This window comes from Pseudophaeobacter sp. A-200-2, assembly GCF_041008815.1.
Lineage (GTDB): Bacteria > Pseudomonadota > Alphaproteobacteria > Rhodobacterales > Rhodobacteraceae > Phycobacter > Phycobacter gallaeciensis_A.
The window spans coordinates 202,558-219,195 of the sequence record NZ_JAXGFU010000002.1 but is presented as its reverse complement, the minus strand read 5'-3'; the positions used below and the strand labels follow the sequence as shown (position 1 = coordinate 219,195).

Annotated in this window: 16 protein-coding genes; 9 read left to right on the top strand and 7 right to left on the bottom strand. The window is 62.8% G+C overall.

Features of this window, described 5'->3' with window-relative positions; all coding sequences use genetic code 11:
• Positions 1 to 7 precede the first annotated feature (7 nt).
• Together SM766_RS03635 and SM766_RS03630 are read left to right on the top strand one after the other, a co-directional pair.
• Positions 8 to 883 (top strand): PhzF family phenazine biosynthesis protein, encoded by an 876-nt coding sequence (locus SM766_RS03635; protein WP_368946966.1) that lies wholly within the window; start codon positions 8 to 10, stop codon positions 881 to 883.
• Positions 880 to 1,860 (top strand): ornithine cyclodeaminase family protein, encoded by a 981-nt coding sequence (locus SM766_RS03630; protein ID WP_368946965.1) that lies wholly within the window; start codon positions 880 to 882, stop codon positions 1,858 to 1,860. The genes SM766_RS03635 and SM766_RS03630 overlap by 4 nt, the downstream gene beginning before the upstream one ends.
• Here SM766_RS03630 and SM766_RS03625 read toward each other — a convergent pair.
• Both SM766_RS03625 and SM766_RS03620 read right to left on the bottom strand, forming a co-directional pair.
• Positions 1,850 to 2,635: a crotonase/enoyl-CoA hydratase family protein gene (locus SM766_RS03625; RefSeq protein ID WP_368946964.1), complete on the bottom strand. Its 786-nt coding sequence runs from the start codon at positions 2,633 to 2,635 to the stop codon at positions 1,850 to 1,852. The two genes, SM766_RS03630 and SM766_RS03625, sit on opposite strands and share 11 nt — an antisense overlap.
• 97 nt (positions 2,636 to 2,732) lie before the next feature.
• Complete coding sequence (locus tag SM766_RS03620; RefSeq protein ID WP_368946963.1) at positions 2,733 to 3,815, bottom strand: SMP-30/gluconolactonase/LRE family protein; 1,083 nt, start codon at positions 3,813 to 3,815, stop codon at positions 2,733 to 2,735.
• Positions 3,816 to 3,952: 137 nt separating this feature from the next.
• On the opposite strand from SM766_RS03620, the gene SM766_RS03615 reads away from it, so the two are divergent.
• Entirely contained in the window at positions 3,953 to 5,062 is a 1,110-nt protein-coding gene (locus SM766_RS03615) for a pyridoxal phosphate-dependent aminotransferase (protein ID WP_368946962.1), read from the top strand.
• Between the two features lie 120 nt (positions 5,063 to 5,182).
• Positions 5,183 to 5,386 carry a histidinol phosphate aminotransferase gene (locus SM766_RS03610; protein ID WP_274828273.1) on the top strand — a complete coding sequence of 68 codons (204 nt, stop codon included), beginning with the start codon at positions 5,183 to 5,185 and terminating at the stop codon, positions 5,384 to 5,386.
• Positions 5,387 to 5,451: 65 nt separating this feature from the next.
• Here the strand turns inward: SM766_RS03610 and SM766_RS03605 are convergent, their stop codons facing one another.
• Positions 5,452 to 6,675 carry a pyridoxal-phosphate-dependent aminotransferase family protein gene (locus SM766_RS03605; RefSeq protein ID WP_368946961.1) on the bottom strand — a complete coding sequence of 408 codons (1,224 nt, stop codon included), beginning with the start codon at positions 6,673 to 6,675 and terminating at the stop codon, positions 5,452 to 5,454.
• A 245-nt stretch (positions 6,676 to 6,920) separates the two neighbouring features.
• On the opposite strand from SM766_RS03605, the gene SM766_RS03600 reads away from it, so the two are divergent.
• Positions 6,921 to 8,777, top strand: coding sequence for an ABC transporter ATP-binding protein (locus SM766_RS03600; RefSeq protein ID WP_368946960.1), 1,857 nt, complete (start codon positions 6,921 to 6,923; stop codon positions 8,775 to 8,777).
• 12 nt (positions 8,778 to 8,789) lie between these two features.
• Here the strand turns inward: SM766_RS03600 and SM766_RS03595 are convergent, their stop codons facing one another.
• A complete protein-coding gene (locus tag SM766_RS03595) occupies positions 8,790 to 9,470 on the bottom strand; it encodes a TIGR04283 family arsenosugar biosynthesis glycosyltransferase (protein ID WP_368946959.1) in 681 nt (226 codons plus the stop codon).
• Positions 9,471 to 9,569: 99 nt separating this feature from the next.
• Here SM766_RS03595 and ygfZ point away from each other — a divergent pair, with 99 nt between their 5' ends.
• Both ygfZ and SM766_RS03585 read left to right on the top strand, forming a co-directional pair.
• Positions 9,570 to 10,310 carry a CAF17-like 4Fe-4S cluster assembly/insertion protein YgfZ gene (gene ygfZ, locus SM766_RS03590; protein WP_368946958.1) on the top strand — a complete coding sequence of 247 codons (741 nt, stop codon included), beginning with the start codon at positions 9,570 to 9,572 and terminating at the stop codon, positions 10,308 to 10,310.
• A 99-nt stretch (positions 10,311 to 10,409) separates the two neighbouring features.
• On the top strand, positions 10,410 to 10,943 hold the full coding sequence (locus SM766_RS03585; RefSeq protein WP_274832425.1) for an invasion associated locus B family protein: 534 nt from the start codon (positions 10,410 to 10,412) through the stop codon (positions 10,941 to 10,943).
• An 85-nt stretch (positions 10,944 to 11,028) separates the two neighbouring features.
• Here the strand turns inward: SM766_RS03585 and efp are convergent, their stop codons facing one another.
• Positions 11,029 to 11,592, bottom strand: a complete 564-nt coding sequence (gene efp, locus SM766_RS03580) for an elongation factor P (RefSeq protein WP_065270890.1) — start codon at positions 11,590 to 11,592, stop codon at positions 11,029 to 11,031.
• A gap of 217 nt (positions 11,593 to 11,809) precedes the next feature.
• On the opposite strand from efp, the gene SM766_RS03575 reads away from it, so the two are divergent.
• Together SM766_RS03575 and SM766_RS03570 are read left to right on the top strand one after the other, a co-directional pair.
• Positions 11,810 to 12,127 carry a DUF6280 family protein gene (locus SM766_RS03575; RefSeq protein WP_065270891.1) on the top strand — a complete coding sequence of 106 codons (318 nt, stop codon included), beginning with the start codon at positions 11,810 to 11,812 and terminating at the stop codon, positions 12,125 to 12,127.
• Positions 12,128 to 12,362: 235 nt separating this feature from the next.
• On the top strand, positions 12,363 to 13,826 hold the full coding sequence (locus SM766_RS03570; protein ID WP_368946957.1) for a cobyric acid synthase: 1,464 nt from the start codon (positions 12,363 to 12,365) through the stop codon (positions 13,824 to 13,826).
• A gap of 194 nt (positions 13,827 to 14,020) precedes the next feature.
• On the opposite strand, the gene SM766_RS03565 is transcribed toward SM766_RS03570, so the two are convergent.
• Together SM766_RS03565 and SM766_RS03560 are read right to left on the bottom strand one after the other, a co-directional pair.
• Positions 14,021 to 14,977: a hypothetical protein gene (locus SM766_RS03565; protein ID WP_368946956.1), complete on the bottom strand. Its 957-nt coding sequence runs from the start codon at positions 14,975 to 14,977 to the stop codon at positions 14,021 to 14,023.
• Positions 14,978 to 15,208: 231 nt separating this feature from the next.
• Positions 15,209 to 16,627 (bottom strand): TolC family outer membrane protein, encoded by a 1,419-nt coding sequence (locus SM766_RS03560; protein WP_274836013.1) that lies wholly within the window; start codon positions 16,625 to 16,627, stop codon positions 15,209 to 15,211.
• Positions 16,628 to 16,638 lie beyond the last annotated feature (11 nt).

The window sequence follows — 16,638 nt, the reverse complement described above, 5'->3', positions numbered from 1 at the left end:
GTCAGTCATGTCACAGCGCAACCGCTCTTACAACTTTGTCCATTGTGATGTCTTCGCATCCCGCCCCTACTCCGGCAACAGTCTTGCGGTTTTTCCCGATAGTGCGGGCCTCAGCGCCGCACAGATGCTGACCATGACGCAAGAGCTGCGCCATTTCGAATCCATCTTCCTGACGGAAACCGAAGGCCAGATCGAAGCGCGGGTCTTTGACCTGAGCGAGGAACTGCCTTTTGCTGGCCATCCGATCATCGGAGCGGCCTGTAGCCTTCATATGCAATGCGGGGCGCCCGGGAAAAAATCCTGGACCTTCACCCTGCAGGGCGGCCGATCAGTGCGCGTGACCACCATGGCCCGCGCCGGACGCTACTTCGGAACGCTGGATCAGGGACAGCCCGATTTCCTGGGCACCGCGCCGGACAACAGCCGCACCGCCTTCGCCGAAGCCTTCAACCTGTCCACTGGTGACCTGTCGCCCCTGCCGCTTGAGATTATATCGACGGGGTTGAAGTACCTGGTGGTCCCCGTGACCGGCGGACTACGTGAGGCCCGGATCATGGTTCCCGACCTTGAGGACAGGCTGCGGACCGTTGGCGCTGAATTCGCCTACCTTTTCGACACCAAGAGCTTCGAAGGCCGCCACTGGAACAACGACGGTCTGCTTGAGGACGTCGCCACCGGCAGTGCCGCTGGTGTCATCGGCGCCTATGCAATGAAACACGGACTGGCGCAGGCGGACCACACCTTTACCCTGACGCAAGGCCACTACATCGGACGGCCCAGCGCCCTGCTCGTGACCCCCTATGGCACCCCCGATGCCATCAGCCATGTCACCGTTGCGGGCGAGGTTGCCTTTGTCGGAACCGGAGAGATCAGCGCGCCATGATCCCGATCTACACCGCAGAGGATATTCGTCCCCATATGTCTGTCGCGGATCTGATCCCCTCCGCGAAACAGGCCTTTCGCGCGCTGTCCGACGGGACGGCAACAGCGCCTGTGCAGGTGCTCTACCCATCACCGGGCGCAGACATTCATGTGAAATCCGCGACGCTTGCAGGCTGCCCCATTTTCACCGTGAAGATGGCGGGATGGTCGCAGGATCTCGCCAACATCGGCGCACCGCCGTCGAGCGGAATGATTGTGGTGTTCGACAGCCAGACCTGCAGGCCAGTTGCTATCCTGCAAGATGATCATCTGATCTCGGATTACCGGACCGCCGCCGCTAGCGCGGTCGTGGCCGATCTTCTGGTCATCGACCGGGCGCAACACGCCGTCGTCATTGGCACCGGCACGCAGGCGCGGCTGCAGGTTGAGGCGCTGCTTTTGGTACGCCCCGTGACCTCGGTTCAGGTCTGGGGGCGAGACCATGCCAAGGCGCAGGCGCTGGTGGATAAGTTGCAGGCACAATTTGCCAGGGTGCGGTTTGAGGTCGCCGATGATCTGGAACAGGCCGTCCGGTCCTCCGATGTGATCCTGACCGCCACCGGAGCAAAACAACCGCTGATCCATGCCGATTGGCTCAGCCCCGGCCAACATATCACTTCGGTCGGATCAGACGACGAAACGAAATGCGAAATTGATCCCGTGGCCCTGTCGCAGGCGCAGGTCTTTGTCGATGCGCGCGCGTCAGGTCTGGCTTTTGGCGCGCCGCACCGTGCGATCCGATCCGGACTGATGGCCGCGACGGATCTGACCGAGATCGGCGCGGCGCTGAAGGCAGGCACTTGCAAGAACCCTGAGCGGACAAGCATCGCCTGCCTGTCCGGGCTCGGGGTTCAGGATCTCACCGCGGTCAATGCCATCTGGCCCAAGCTGTTGCACAAGGCGCCGTTGCCGCCTCAGGGCGCGCCTATCAGTCCTTAAACTGCGGCGGGCGTTTCTGCATCTGCGCTGCGATGGCCTCCATCTGGTTGGGCGTGCCAATCAGGGCCACCTGCTCGCGGCTTTCCTCCATCAGCACTGTGGCCTGATCCGCGGTTTCGGCCACACCGATCAGCCGTTTGGCCGCGCGGATGCCTTCGGGGTTCTTGCCTGCGATCTCTGCCGCCAGCGCCTGCGCAGCGGCAAGGGGATCGTCGGACACTTCGGTCACTAGCCCCCAGTCCAGCGCCTGCGGAGCCTCGAACACTTCGGCGGTATAGGTCAGGCGTCGCAGCACGTCCGAGCGCAGCAGCCGGGGCAACAGCGCCATGCCGCCCATGTCGGGGACGATGCCCCATTTCATCTCCATCACCGAAAACCGCGCATCCGACGCAGCAATGCGGATATCCGCGCCGAGCGCCAGTTGCAAACCGCCGCCAAAGCAGACGCCCTGTACGGCCGCGATCACCGGCACCGGTACCCGGCGCCAGGCCATCGCGACCTCCTGCACCTCGTTTGCATCGTCAAAGCTGCGGGCCATCAGCCATTCTTCGGGATCCATCTGCCCCATCTTGGCAAAGCTCATCAGGTCAAGCCCGGCGCAAAACGCCTTACCCTCCCCCGCCAGCACCACGGCACGCGCCTTGGAGGCGGCGACCTCGTGCCCAGCGGCGATGATCCCCTTGATCATCTCGTCGTCCAGCGCGTTCATCTTGTCCCCGCGCGTCAGCGTCACATGGGCGATGTGGTCTTTGTACTCGACGGATACCCGTGCCATCTGCGGCTCCTCCTGCTTTCGGTTTGCGCCAGACTGCACCGCAACGCCGCCGCGATCCAGTCTAACGCCGGGGCAGATTGGACCGAGCCGAACCCGCCTAGGGCCGGATCGGCGGCAGATCCGCCACCGGCAGCCGCGCGAAACTGTCACTATCCAGCGTCATCACGTAAAGCTGGTCGCCGACAATGCGCCCGCCAGTGGTGATCCCCAGCCCGCCCGCAGGATCCTGAAGGGTGCGTAGAATGTTACCATCCGCATCGAACTGCATGATCATGCCGCGATGGATCGGCGCCGGGCGCACCTTCGGCCCCAGCCGCCACAGCACCTTGCGCAGGAAGGGATAGGGCATCAGCACTTCGGACGGCACGCGCGGGCTTGCAAAGGCCAGCCAGAAGGTGCCATCACCCTGCGCCTCAAGGTTATCCGGATAGCCCGGCAGATTGCCGAGAAACAGTTCCTGCTGCCCGGCGTTGGGACCGGTCAACCACAACCGGTGCACCCGGGCGCGGCCCGTTTCGTTGATCAGCAGGAAATCCTCATCCGGCGACAGGGCAACACCGTTGGTATAGACAAACCCGGTGGCGATCTTCTCAACCGTTCCATCGGGGGTGCGGCGGGCCACGTAGCCCGTGTCGGACTGTTCCCAGACGGTCAGCACCGAGGTGGGTTTGGTGCCGCCCATGGTCTCCGGGTCGAACCGGTCCGAGGAATTGGAGAAATAGATCGTGCCATCGCGCGCCACATCCAATTGGTTGGCATAGATCACCGGGGCACCGTCAATCTCGCTCACCAGGGTTTCCAGCGTGCCGGGGCCGCTCCAGCGCATGATGCCACGGAAACTGTCGGCGATATAAAGCGCGCCATCCGGCCCGGCCTTCAGCCCCAGCGGCCGCCCGCCCAGCGCCTCCACCAGTTTGGGTTGGTCGCCATCAATGCGATAAAGGTTCCCGTCCAGATCGGTGGTGTAGACCGTCCCATCCGGCATCACCGCCAGATCTTCGGGACCGATGGCGCCATTGGGCAGGACCACCTTCTGCGCGCCCTCAAGGGCGGTGTTTTCCTCAAACTCTCCGGTAAATCCCGGCCCCTTGGGCGGGTCATAGGACACAGGTTCGACCGGCACCGGCCAGAACAGAAGATAGGCCAGCCCCAGCGCCAGCACGCCCAGAAAAATGCGCATCGTTAAATTCTCCCAAAACTGGCGCCAGTCTGCGCTGCCCGGGCGCCCTCTGCAAGGCTTGCCACCCGCAGAACCTGCGACATTCGCTGCCGCCATGCCCACTTGATGCGGCGGGCCGGTTCACGTTATCTGCCCGCATGACCACACCTCGTTATACCCCGCTTACCCAGTCCCGGCCTGCAACCGTGCCCTTTGTTGGCCCCGAAACGCAGGAGCGTGAGCGCGGCGCGCCCTTTGCCGCTCGCCTTGGCGCCAATGAGAACATCTTTGGCCCCTCGCCCAAGGCGATTGCCGCGATGCAGGCCGAAGCGGGCGAGATTTGGAAATACGGCGACGCGCAAAGCTATGATCTGCGCATGGAACTCGCGAGGTTCCACGGCGTCGCGCCTGAGAATATTCTGGTCGGCGAAGGCATCGACGGGCTGCTTGGCTATCTGGTACGCCTGCTGGTGACCAGCGGCGATCACGTGGTGACATCGCTGGGCGCCTATCCGACATTTAATTACCACGTCGCGGGCTTTGGCGGCACGCTGCACACGGTCCCCTATCGCGACGACCACGAAGATCCCGAGGCCCTGTTTGCCAAGGCGGCGGAGGTCGATGCCAAGCTGGTCTACCTTGCCAACCCCGACAACCCGATGGGCAGCTGGCACAGCGGCGCCGATATCGTTGCCGCACTGGATCACCTGCCAGATGGCTGCCTGCTGTTGCTGGACGAAGCCTATGTGGAATGCGCGCCCGAAGGCACCGCAGCGCCGATCGACATCAACGATACCCGCGTCATCCGCATGCACACCTTTTCCAAGGCCTATGGCATGGCGGGCGCCCGCGTTGGCTATGCCATGGCGCAGGCGGATCTGATTTCGGCCTTCAACAAGGTGCGCAACCATTTCGGCATGAACCGCATGGCGCAGGCGGGCGCATTGGCGGCGCTGCTGGATCAGGACTGGCTTGCGCATGTGACGAATGAGATCGCAGTGGCCCGGACCCGCATTGGAGAGATCGCCAGTGAGAACGGGCTGACTGCCCTGCCCTCAGCCACCAATTTCGTTGCTATTGATTGCGGACAGGACGGAGCCTTTGCCAAGGCGGTACTGGACGGGCTGGTGGATCAGGGCGTTTTTGTGCGCATGCCCTTCGCCGCGCCGCAAAACCGCTGCATCCGCGTAAGCTGTGGTCGACCCCAGGATCTGGACGCCTTTGCCAAGGCGCTGCCCATCGCGCTGGAGCGCGCCCGACAAGCCTGAGTGAAGGGTATCGACCAAAACCCTGCGACCGACTGGCCGCAGGGCGCTTTACGCCGCATTCACCGAATTATGTCAGTCTTGAGCCCGAACCACGTCACATCGCGTTTGGGGAACTGCATCATGCAACAGGACAAGACCGCACGGAAACAGCCGCGTCAGGCGGCGGCGCAGGCACCGGATCTGCTGGAAACCACCCTGCGTTTTGCCGTCATCAACATGCCGTGGATCTTTTTCACGCTCTGGCTGCTCTACGGCATGGTGCCCGTGTTGCTACTGGCCGCGCTGATCAACCACATGATCACTCGCCTAGAGATGAGAACCTGAAACGCGAGCCTGACCTCAGACGGGGACAAGACCCCGCCTGATCAACTGTTTTGGCTCACGCCCTCTCAGGACGCCTTTTGCCCGGCTTCGGACAGAACTGCAGCCGCCGCATCCAGCGCCCCGGCGCCGTGGGGAATATCAAGGGCGCGCAGGCCCGCCTCGATACCGCCCAGAAGCCCCATGACCATGTGACCGTTCAGGTGGCCCATATGGCCCAGCCGGAAGAACCCGTGCCATTCCGGGCTGCGCGGTGGCGCCATGCCAAGGCCGATCCCCAATGTCAGCCCCAGGGTCTGCTCCAGCCACTCGCGCAGCTGCGTCGCGCGCGATCCGCCCAGACGCAGTGCCGTCACCGCATGAGAGCGCAGCGCGGGATCGGTCACGTTCATTGCCATGGGTCCGTCCTGCCCCCAGGCCTCACACGCCGCCCAGATCGCACGGGCCAGCTGCGCATGCCGTGCCCAGACGTTTTCGATCCCTTCGGCGTGGATCATGTCGAGCGAGGCCCGCAACCCATAAAGATGATGGGTCGGAGCGGTGCCGCCGAAATACTGGTAGAACTCTTCCGGGTTGGCGCGCGGGGTCCAGTCCCAGTAGCGGCTGACCCGCGGCATCGCGGCGCGCACCGTGGCGGCCTTGTCGTTGAAGAACACGAAGGCCAGCCCCGCCGGGACCATCAGTCCCTTCTGGCTGCCGGTGACCATGACATCGACGCCCCAGTCGTCCATCTCGAACCGGTCACAGCCCAGCGAGGCGATGCAATCGGCCATCAACAGCGCCGGGTGCTGCTCCGCATCCAGAACCCCGCGCAGGCCGGGTACGTCGTTACGGATCGAACTGGAGGTATCGACATGCACCCCCAGCACCGCCTTGATCTGATGGCTGGTATCCGCCTTCAGCCGCTCGGTCACACGGGCCAGATCCCAGGGCGCATGGTTGCCAAAGTCGATGACCTCCACGTCAATGCCCAGCCCCTCAGCCATTTCCGACCAACCGATAGCAAACCGCCCCGAGGACGGGACCAGCACCTTGTCCCCCGGCTGCAGCACATTCGAAAGGGCAGCCTCCCAGGCGCCATGACCGTTGCAAATGTAGATCGCCGCGTGATGCTTCGTGCGCGCCACCCGGCGTAGATCCGGGATCAGTGTCGCGGTCATATCCACCAGCTCGCCCGCGTAGATATTGGGTGACGGACGGTGCATCGCCTGCAGCACCTGATCCGGAATCACCGAAGGTCCCGGGATCGCCAGATAGGATCGCCCTGCCGATAGGTTTAAAGTCCCGCTCATTTTTGATCTTCCCTGCAATGGAACCCTGGGCCAGGGGCCGGTTCGCGCTCAAATTTCCGGTACAGTACAATGCGGCAGAGGAAGGTCAATTCCACAATGGGTGCAGTGCAGCGGGACTGCCCATCAACCGGGCATGGCGCAAAGCTTGCGCCTAAAGCCTCAGCTGCTTAAATGGCCCGGGTCAAAAACAGAAAGCGCCGCATGACCCGCACATCCTGCAAATACACCAGCCGGAACCGTCCTGCATGACCCGCAAACACACCTCCTCGAAAGAGCTGATCATCTGGCTGTGGCGCGGTTATCTGCGCCATTACATGGGCCTGCTGGGCCTTGCGGTGATCTTTATGCTGATCGAAGGCGGCACTGTTGGTGCGCTCAGCTACATGATGCAGCCGATGTTCGATCTGGTCTTTGTCGCCGGAAATTCCGACGCCCTGTTCTGGGTCAGCCTGGCCTTTCTGATCATCTTTTCCCTGCGCGGTGTCGCCAGCGTCTGCCAAAAGGTCATCCTGTCGAAGATCTCGCAGACCTCGGCTGCGCATATGCGCAAGGACATGCTGGACCGGCTGATCCGTCAGGATCCAGCCTTTCACCAGGTGCACCCGCCGGGCTTCCTGATCCAGCGCGTTCAAAGCGACGTCATGGCGATCAATCAGGTCTGGCAAGCGCTGATCACCGGTGCGGGGCGCGACATGGCACAGATGGTGGCCGTCCTTGGCGTTGCCATCAGCGTCGACTGGCGCTGGACCGCGATCATGCTGATCGGCCTGCCCCTGCTGTTGCTGCCGATCTCGGCGCTGCAACGCTATGTCCGCAAGAAAGCCGCCACCGCGCGCGATCTTGGTGCTTCGCTGGCGACGCGGCTGGACGAGATTTTCCACGGCATCGTGCCGATCAAGCTGAACAGCCTGGAACAGTATCAGGCGCGCCGGTTCAGCACCCATATGGACCAATTCGTGCGCTCCGAAGTGCGCGCCTCTTTCGGCACTGCCTCGATCACCGGCATGATCGATATCATGGCCGGTCTCGGTGTCATGGGCGTAGTTCTTTATGGCGGGCAGGAAATCATTAGCGGCGAAAAAACCGTCGGCCAGTTCATGAGCTTCTTCACCGCCATCGGTCTGGCCTTTGACCCGATGCGCCGCCTCGCCTCCATCAGTGGCACCTGGCAAAGCGCCGCCGCCGCGATGGAGCGCATCAAGGAACTGCTGGACGCACCTATCAAGCTGCTGCCACCGGTGAAACCCGTGGCCGCGCCAAAGGGCCTTCCCGAGGTGCGTCTGGATCACGTCACCCTGAACTATGGCGACACCACGATCCTGAAGGATCTGTCGCTGATCGCCGAGCCAGGCAAGACCACGGCGCTTGTCGGGGCCTCGGGCGCCGGTAAATCCACCATTTTCAACCTGCTGACAAGGCTGGTCGATCCGCAATCCGGACTGGTCACCATTGGCGGCACCCCGGTGGGCGATCTCGCCTTCGAGGACCTGCGCGGCCTATTCTCGGTGGTCTCGCAAGAGGCGCTGCTGTTTGATGAAACCCTGCGGGAAAACATCCTTCTGGGACGCACGGATGTCAGCGAGGCGCGCCTGAAAGAAGTTCTGGACGCCGCCCATGTCTCTGACTTCCTGCCCAAGCTGGCCAATGGTCTTGAGACGCTTGTTGGGCCGCGCGGTTCTGCCTTGTCAGGCGGGCAGCGGCAGCGGGTGGTGATCGCGCGCGCCCTGCTACGCGACACGCCAGTGCTGCTGCTAGACGAGGCGACCTCGGCGCTGGACGCGCAATCGGAAAAGGTCGTGCAGCAGGCGCTGGACCGGCTGTCGGGCGGGCGCACCACGCTGGTCATCGCCCACCGCCTGTCCACCATCCGCAACGCGGACAAGATCGTGGTGATGGAGCGCGGCGAGGTGATGGATCAGGGCACCCATGCCGAGCTGCTGGAGCGCGGTGGGATCTACGCCGATCTCTATCGCCTGCAATTCCAGGACGGCAAGACGCTGGTAGAACGCGAAGACCTCAATATGGCGCAGCCTCTGGCGGCGCAGCAGTCTGCGGATCAATCCGGTCTGTTCCGGCGTGTCTGGCGCCGGGTCTTCCGGTAAAGAAGCAGAGGGTTATTTGCGATAGGCCCGCGCCAACCGCTCTGGGCTGACGCCAAGGGCATAGCGCGCGAGTGTCCAGAGATTGCGGGCGCCGCGCCGCAGCCAGCCGTCGCGCTCGTATCGCGCGGCCGAGGTCCGCGCCTGAACCGGGATCTCGACAAGACCCTTCAGGCGCAGCGACAGGGCAACATCCTCCATCAATGGCTGATCGAGGTAGCCGCCCATTGCCTCATAATCGCTGCGGCGCACAAGCAGCCCCTGATCGCCGTAGGGCAGACCAAACAGACGCGCCCGCAGGTTCGCCCAGCCTGCCACCAGCGCGGGGCGCAGCCCCCGGGCCCGGAACGCCAGGCGGAAATACCCCGGCCTGCCTTCGCCCTGCTCCAGATGGCGGGACACCGCATCGCTCCAGCCCGCGGACAGTCGGGTATCGGCGTGCAGGATCAGCAGCCAGTCGCCTTGTGCCGCTTCGCAGCCCCGGCGCAGCTGTCCGCCCCGCGACGGCGCGCCGCACAGCAGTTCGGCACCGACCTCTTCGGCGATGGTGGCCGTGTGATCCTGCGATCCGCCATCCGAGATCACCAACTCCCGGATCAGTCCTGAGGCCAACCCCTCCATCAGCGCCTCAAGGCAGCCGGGCAGTTCCGCCTCGGAATTGAGTGTCGGGATCACGATACTGATCGGAGCGGGCATGGGCAGTTTCCTGTTCAACTCGGCTGTGATTTCTATATCACTTGCTGAAACAAGAACATGGTGATCTGCTGATCCGCCCCCATCAACTGGAGAACAGACATGAGTGCCCGCACAATTCTTCGCCTGTCCGGCCCCGACACCCGTGACTTCCTACAGGGGCTGGTCACCAACGATGTCGCAAAACTGGACCAGAACGTGCTGGTCTATGCCGCGATGCTGACGCCGCAGGGCAAATACTTGGCCGATTTCTTTCTGGCCCCTGACGGTGCAGATGTGTTGCTGGATGTAGACGCGGATCTGGCCGAAGGGCTGATGAAACGCCTGTCGATGTACCGCCTGCGCGCCGATGTTCAGATCGAGGTCACGGATCTGCAGGTGCGTCGAGGCACCGGCCCCGCCCCCGAAGGCGCCTTTGCCGATCCGCGCCACCCGGATATGGGCTGGCGCCTTTATGGCGCGGAGGGCGGCGATGACGGCAGCGACTGGGATGCGCTGCGCATCGCCCATTGCATACCCGAAAGCGGCGTCGAACTGACGCCGGACAGCTATATCCTTGAGGCCGGGTTCGAGGCGCTGAACGGGGTCGATTTCCGCAAGGGCTGCTATGTCGGACAAGAGGTGACCGCCCGGATGAAACACAAGACCGAGTTGCGCAAGGGGCTGCAGATCGTGGAGATCGAAGGCACAGCCCCCGTGGGCACCGATATCACCGCCGGAGACAAGGCCGCAGGCACCCTGTTCACGCAAAGCGGTGGCAAGGCGATTGCCTATCTGCGCTATGACCGTGTTAGGGACAAAGACTTGCAGGCAGGCGAGGCAAGACTCTCCTGGTCCGAATAGGCGGCCCTACAGCACGCAAGCCTCATTTAACCTGTTGGGTTTAGATACGCAGATGCCGGCATGTTATGGCGGCGACGGTATCACTGAGGGATTACTCAAATGCGTGCGATTTTTCTGCTGGCCCTGACCAGCCTGCCCCTGCAGGCAGGTGCAGCCGATTACTGGGAATACAAGGACTGGCGCGTCTGGAGCGAGCAGATCGACACTGGCGAAGACCTGCGCCGCACCTGTGCGGCCTCGACCGGCGGCGATGGCGACCCGGTGCTGCGCCTTGAGGTGTCGGACGGCGATGTCGGCCCGCCGGATTTCTACCCCTACCCGGTGATCAGCGAAACCGCGCCGCGCCATTACACCACGCAGATGCAGGACGGTCAGGTCATCCAGTTCCGCGTCGACACCGGCACCATCTTTTCCGGCGCCGCCTTCGTCACGCTCACGAATGAAGGTCTTGCGCACGCCGAGGCCGCGATCAACCTGCCCAACAACCGGCCGGTCCTGAAGGCCATGAAAAAGGGCAGCAGCATGGTGATCGAGGCGGGCGGCCGCACCATCTTCCACGCCTCTCTCGCCGGGTTCACGGCGGCCTATGGCAAGATGATGGATGTCTGCGGCTTCAGCCTATCGCTCGACTGACCGCAAAGAACGCAAAGACGTTATGCAAAAGAAAACCCCGCGCAGGACTGCGCGGGGCATTATAGCGTCAATGCAGCAGGCCGGATCAGGCGCGCTCGGAGTATTCCATGGTTTCGGTGTTCACCACGATCATCTCGTCCTGACCGACGAAGGGCGGCACCATGACTTTGACACCGTTATCAAGGATCGCGGGCTTGAAGGAATTCGCAGCCGTCTGGCCTTTTACAACCGGCTCGGTTTCGACGATCTTGCAGGTGACCTTCTGCGGCACGGTGGCGTTCAGAGCTTCGGACTCGTAGAACTCGACAACGATGGTCATGCCATCCTGCAGGAACGGGCGACGATCCCCCAGCAGATCGGCGGGCAGTTCGATCTGCTCATAAGTCTCGGTGTCCATGAACACGAGCATGCCGTCGTTTTCATACAGGAATTGCTGGTCTTTCTGCTCAAGGCGCACACGTTCGACCTTGTCGGCGCTGCGGAACCGCTCGTTCAGCTTGGAGCCGTTACGCAGGTTGCGCAGTTCGACCTGAGCAAAGGCGCCGCCCTTGCCGGGTTTGACGTGATCGACCTTCACAGCGGCCCACAGACCGTCGTTGTGCTCCAGAACATTGCCAGGGCGGATTTCGTTACCGTTGATCTTGGGCATCGGAAAAATCCCTCTCGGGTGGTTGATGAACTCTTAACTGCCCCTATATCTGGCGTGGACTCGGCTGGCAAGACAACGATATCTCGTGGGCACCCCCGGCAAGCTATGCACAAATCGCATGAAAGCTATGCATCTACGGGCTATCCGAATCGTCATAGTTCCGTCATAAGGAGCGCCACGCCGAAATTGCAATAGCAAGAACAACAAAGGAAACGGGATGCGAGATTTCGTTGACGGCACCGCTTACAATAACGAGCAAGGCAACCGCGCACGCAAACTTTTTGCCGCCGTGGTGCTGGCCGCATTGGACGACGCCATCGCTGACGACAAGAAATACGGGAACGGCCCCGAGCAGATCGCGCGGTGGGCGCGCTCTCGCGATGGCCGTGAAGTCCTTTCCTGCGCCGGGATCGACCCGAACGAGCGCGTGGTCGAAGGGCTGATGGAATTCGTCGGTCGTGGCGTGCGGACTTCGGTCGCACTGTCGCGTGAAGAAAGCGAGCGCCGCAATGCTGCACAGGCCGAAGCTGCCTGATCTAAGCTGCCATTGAGACACAGAAAAGCGCGTCCTGGGGGGCGCGTTTTTCTTTTGTGGCTCCGCTTTTTTCGCCTGCGCTTTCCGTACACCTCCTGACCCCCAATAACGCCGCACAGCTTCTGCAGGCCCCTGCCCGGCCATCCGATCAGGCAATGCTTTCGATTGCCGTTGACCTGCGCCCGCCCGCATTGCAACTGTCTGCGCGAACAAGGGTGAGCAGTAAGGCAGGCGCATGACGGCACGGGCACTGATGATCCAAGGCACCGGCAGCAATGTCGGAAAATCGCTTCTGGTTGCGGGGCTGGCGCGCGCCTATACGCGGCGCGGCCTGCGTGTGGCGCCGTTCAAACCGCAGAACATGTCGAACAACGCGGCTGTCACCCCCGAAGGTGGCGAAATTGGCCGCGCGCAGGCGCTGCAGGCCCGCGCTGCCAAGCGCGTGCCGCATACGGATATGAACCCGGTGCTGCTGAAGCCCGAAACCGATACCGGTGCGCAGATCATCGTTCAGGGAAAACGGCGCGGAACCCAAGGCGCCAGATCCTTCATGCGCGATAAATCGGGGCTGCTCGAGGCTGTACTCGACAGCTATTACCGGCTGGCCGCTGACGCTGATCTGGTGCTGATCGAAGGGGCCGGTTCTCCGGCGGAAACCAACCTGCGTCCGCGCGACATCGCCAATATGGGTTTTGCCTGCGCGGCAGAGGTGCCGGTGGTACTGGTTGGTGACATTCACCGCGGCGGCGTCATCGCGCAGATCGTCGGCACCAAGGCAGTGCTGGAGCCTGCGGATCTGGAACGCATCGTCGGCTTTGCCGTGAACCGGTTCCGCGGCGATCTCAGCCTGTTTGACGGCGGGCGCGATGACATCGTGGCCCGCACCGGCTGGCCATCACTGGGCGTTGTTCCCTGGTTCTGGAACGCCTGGAAACTGCCAGCCGAGGATATGATGGACATCGCCTCCCGCGCGGGCGGCGCCTGCAAGGTGGTGGTGCCACAGCTGGAGCGGATGGCGAATTTCGATGATCTGGATCCGCTGGCCGCCGAACCGGATGTGACGGTCGAGATCGTGCCCCCCGGGCGCGCCCTGCCCGGCGATGCGGATCTGGTTCTGATCCCCGGCAGCAAATCCACGATTGGCGATCTCGCCTTCTTGCGCGCCCAAGGCTGGGACATCGACATCCTCGCCCACCACCGGCGCGGTGGTCATGTGCTGGGCCTTTGTGGCGGCTATCAGATGCTTGGCCAGACCATTGATGATCCGGAGGGGGTCGACGGTCGCCCCGGGAAGGTGGCCGGGCTTGGCCTGCTGGACGTGCATACAACCATGGTGGGCGACAAGCGCGTGACCCTGACCGAGGCCACCACGCGGGACGGTAACCTGCCGGTCTCTGGCTACGAGATCCACATGGGGCGCACCAGTGGCCCCGATACAGACCGTGCCTGGCTCAGCGTCGAAGGCCGGGCCGAGGGCGCGGCGTCACCGGATGGGCGCGTGCGCGGTTCATATTTGCATGGGCTGTTCAGCTCCGATGCCTTCCGCGCTGCCTTTCTGGCCGATCTGGGGCACGAAAGCCGGACTTCCTACGAAGATGGCGTCGATGCGGCTCTCGACGATCTTGCAGCGCATCTGGAGCACTACATGGACCTCAATCAACTACTCGAGCTGTCGCAGCCCGTCAGCCCGCGCACATAGGCGCAGCGCCCCGTGCCAGAGCGCGACCGCGCCGAGCGCAGCCCGGCGCCCGACCCAACGGGAGAGGGGAATTGAAAAATGCCCGATCCGGGCGGGAGCGCTCTGCCCTTATGTTCGGCTTGCGCGCCACTTACACGGGACATGACCGTAACTCAGGAGGCAACCAATGCCACCTAATGCCGTAGCGCAGGAGGTCAGAGCAGCTCTTGTGCTGCCAGCGCCCGGTGGATTTCCCGGCGCACCAGTTTGCGGACGTTGCGGGTGATGCGCTCACCAAGCGCGCCCTGCAATTCTTCGCGTACGATCTCGGCCACCAACTCGCGCAGGCTGTCTTCGTCCAGATAGCTGTCCTCTTCAGTCAGCGCGTCCAGCGTCTCGGCTGTGATGGCCTCTTCGGCAATGCCGCGTGCCGGGTCGACAAGATCAGCTTCGGTCCCAAAGTCGGCATCTTCACCAGCAGCTTCTGCAGTCGCGCTGTCAGGCCAGGACACAACTTCTTCATGCTGTTCAGCGGTCTCCTCAGGATGCAGATCCTCGTCATGATGATCCTGCCACTGCAGCGTTTCAACGTTGGTGCCTGCATAGGGGTCGCTGGACCTGCCGTCTGGCTCCCATTGCTCTTCGGAGCGCGCAACCTTGGCTTCCAGCTCCGTAATTTTCTGCACAACGGCGAACACCCGGTCAGCTGGGCCAGTCTCTTCCAGCATTGCATCGGACAGGGAGGCTTCAAACTGCGCCTCTACCTCATCAGAAGCATCCTGAAAGCCTTCAACTCCGGTTACGCCCGCCGCTTGATAGAGGGTCGCCCAGGGATCTTTCCAGGGCGCATCTTCCCCCGCATCAGTGGCATCCTCATCGGAAGTACTCTGGGCTTCCTCTGCCGGTGTTTCTTCTGCCGGATCAACGGCCTGCCCCGCTGCCCCTGCGGCTGTCTCATCAGTGGCCACCCTGGCGAGGTCTGTATCGAATTCCACCGCGGGAATCGAACTGTCGCTGCTGTCGGTAACCTCAGGGGGTACCTCCCGCGCATATGCTGTATCGATAGGGTCGGTCGCCTCTGGCTTGGCCTCTGACACCCGTAGCGCAGGAGTCAGCACAAGTCGCGTCGCCGCCTTCTCGGACCGTGGTTCGGCTGGCTCCGTCTCTGGCAACGCAGATTCTTCAGCCCCGGTGACCCGGGCAGCCCCTTTTCTGTCGTCTTCACTCACGAGACGACGGATAGAGGAAAGGACATCTTCGATTTCTGCCTGCGTCACAGGTTCGGACATAATAATCAGCACCACTTTAGCCAGTGACACAACTGTAGCCGCCGAACGGCGGCCACACAACAATTAGGGTAAATTTTCAGTTGTTCCCGGCAGCACCCGCCGCCAGAACGCGCGTCAGTCGCGGCCCAGAGCCTTCAGGACCCGGTCCAGATCCTTGCTACGCTTGCTGATATGGGCCGGAGCGTCCTTGACCAGATTATAGTACAGGGTCGGATCATAGATCTCGACGGCAAGCCCCAGATGCTCGGCTGTCAGCAGGCCCTGCGCCTGCAACAACTGATAGGCCGCCAGCGCCTGATTGGCTCGCGCCTGCACCCGCGCGGTCTGCGCGCCCAGAAGTTCCTGCTCGGCCTGCAGCACATCCAGTGTCGTGCGCGCGCCCAGCGTAGCCTCTTCGCGGATCCCTTCGAATGCGACCTGCGCCGCCCGCACCCGCTCGACCGAAGACACAAGGCTGGCCCGCGCTGCTTCAAGCGACACATAGGCCGCCGCCACCGATTGGGTCACGGATCTTTGGGTGGAGATCAGCGCGCCCTTTTCGGCATCCAGCCGGGCAATATCTGCCCGCCGCGCTGCGGCAAGCCCGCCGCCCGCATAAAGCCGTTGGGACAAGGTCAGGCTAACACCTGAGGTATCCGAATCGCCGTTGCCGTTCAGATCATAGGTATGGCCTGCATCGGCGCGCAGGCGCACGCTGGGGCCAAGGTTCTTTTCAGTGCTGGCCGCAGTATGCTGCGCTGCCTTCACCGAATGCTGACGCGCCAGAAGGCTGGGATGATTGCGCATCGCAACGCTTTCAGCGGCCTGCAAGGAGGCAACCCGCTGCGGCAGCGGCGGTTGGCCTGCAACTACGTTGATCGGGTTGCCGACCACCTCGATATAGGTCGCCTTGGCCTCCAGCAGATCGCCCTGGCTTTCGGTGAGGCTGGCCTGCGCGGCTGCCACACGGCTTTCGGCGAGGGCAACATCGGTGCGGGTCACTTCGCCGACCTCGAACCGGTCCTGAGCGGCGCGCAGTTCTTCGCGCAGAAGACGCAGGTTGTTGCCCCGCAGGCGCACGGTGTCCTGCTGCAACAGCACGTTCACATAGGCCTGAACGGCGGAAAACAGAACTTGCTGTTCGATATCCAGCAGGCTTTGACGGGTGGCCAGAACCGTTTCCTGCGCCGCCAGCTGACCCAGCCGCGAGGCGCCGCCATCGTAAAGCAGCCATTCCATCGAGACACCGACATCAAGGCCATTGGTATCGTGGTCGCGGAACCCGAAGGTGGAGATGCCCCGGCTGTAGCGGTGACTTGCGGTCATCGCAAAATCAACGATCGGGCGCAAACGGGCCACTGCAACAGCGACGCTTTCATCCGTGGCGCGCAGCAGCGCCCTGTTTTGCTCCAGCAATCCGCTGGTTTTGTAGGCGCCTATCATGGCGTCCGACAGGTTGTCCGCCACTGCGGATTTTGGCGCGGCCAGCGCCGCTGCAACTGCGCCGACATATACAAACGTTTTCAAAAAACGGACCGAGAATTTCTTTCGCATCGGTTGCCTTA

Coding starts and splice junctions, on each gene's coding strand:
- SM766_RS03635 (WP_368946966.1), top strand. CDS start 8: ATGTCACAGCGCAACCGCTCTTACAACTTTGTCCATTGTGATGTCTTC.
- SM766_RS03630 (WP_368946965.1), top strand. CDS start 880: ATGATCCCGATCTACACCGCAGAGGATATTCGTCCCCATATGTCTGTC.
- SM766_RS03625 (WP_368946964.1), bottom strand. CDS start 2,635: ATGGCACGGGTATCCGTCGAGTACAAAGACCACATCGCCCATGTGACG.
- SM766_RS03620 (WP_368946963.1), bottom strand. CDS start 3,815: ATGCGCATTTTTCTGGGCGTGCTGGCGCTGGGGCTGGCCTATCTTCTG.
- SM766_RS03615 (WP_368946962.1), top strand. CDS start 3,953: ATGACCACACCTCGTTATACCCCGCTTACCCAGTCCCGGCCTGCAACC.
- SM766_RS03610 (WP_274828273.1), top strand. CDS start 5,183: ATGCAACAGGACAAGACCGCACGGAAACAGCCGCGTCAGGCGGCGGCG.
- SM766_RS03605 (WP_368946961.1), bottom strand. CDS start 6,675: ATGAGCGGGACTTTAAACCTATCGGCAGGGCGATCCTATCTGGCGATC.
- SM766_RS03600 (WP_368946960.1), top strand. CDS start 6,921: ATGACCCGCAAACACACCTCCTCGAAAGAGCTGATCATCTGGCTGTGG.
- SM766_RS03595 (WP_368946959.1), bottom strand. CDS start 9,470: ATGCCCGCTCCGATCAGTATCGTGATCCCGACACTCAATTCCGAGGCG.
- ygfZ (WP_368946958.1), top strand. CDS start 9,570: ATGAGTGCCCGCACAATTCTTCGCCTGTCCGGCCCCGACACCCGTGAC.
- SM766_RS03585 (WP_274832425.1), top strand. CDS start 10,410: ATGCGTGCGATTTTTCTGCTGGCCCTGACCAGCCTGCCCCTGCAGGCA.
- efp (WP_065270890.1), bottom strand. CDS start 11,592: ATGCCCAAGATCAACGGTAACGAAATCCGCCCTGGCAATGTTCTGGAG.
- SM766_RS03575 (WP_065270891.1), top strand. CDS start 11,810: ATGCGAGATTTCGTTGACGGCACCGCTTACAATAACGAGCAAGGCAAC.
- SM766_RS03570 (WP_368946957.1), top strand. CDS start 12,363: ATGACGGCACGGGCACTGATGATCCAAGGCACCGGCAGCAATGTCGGA.
- SM766_RS03560 (WP_274836013.1), bottom strand. CDS start 16,627: ATGCGAAAGAAATTCTCGGTCCGTTTTTTGAAAACGTTTGTATATGTC.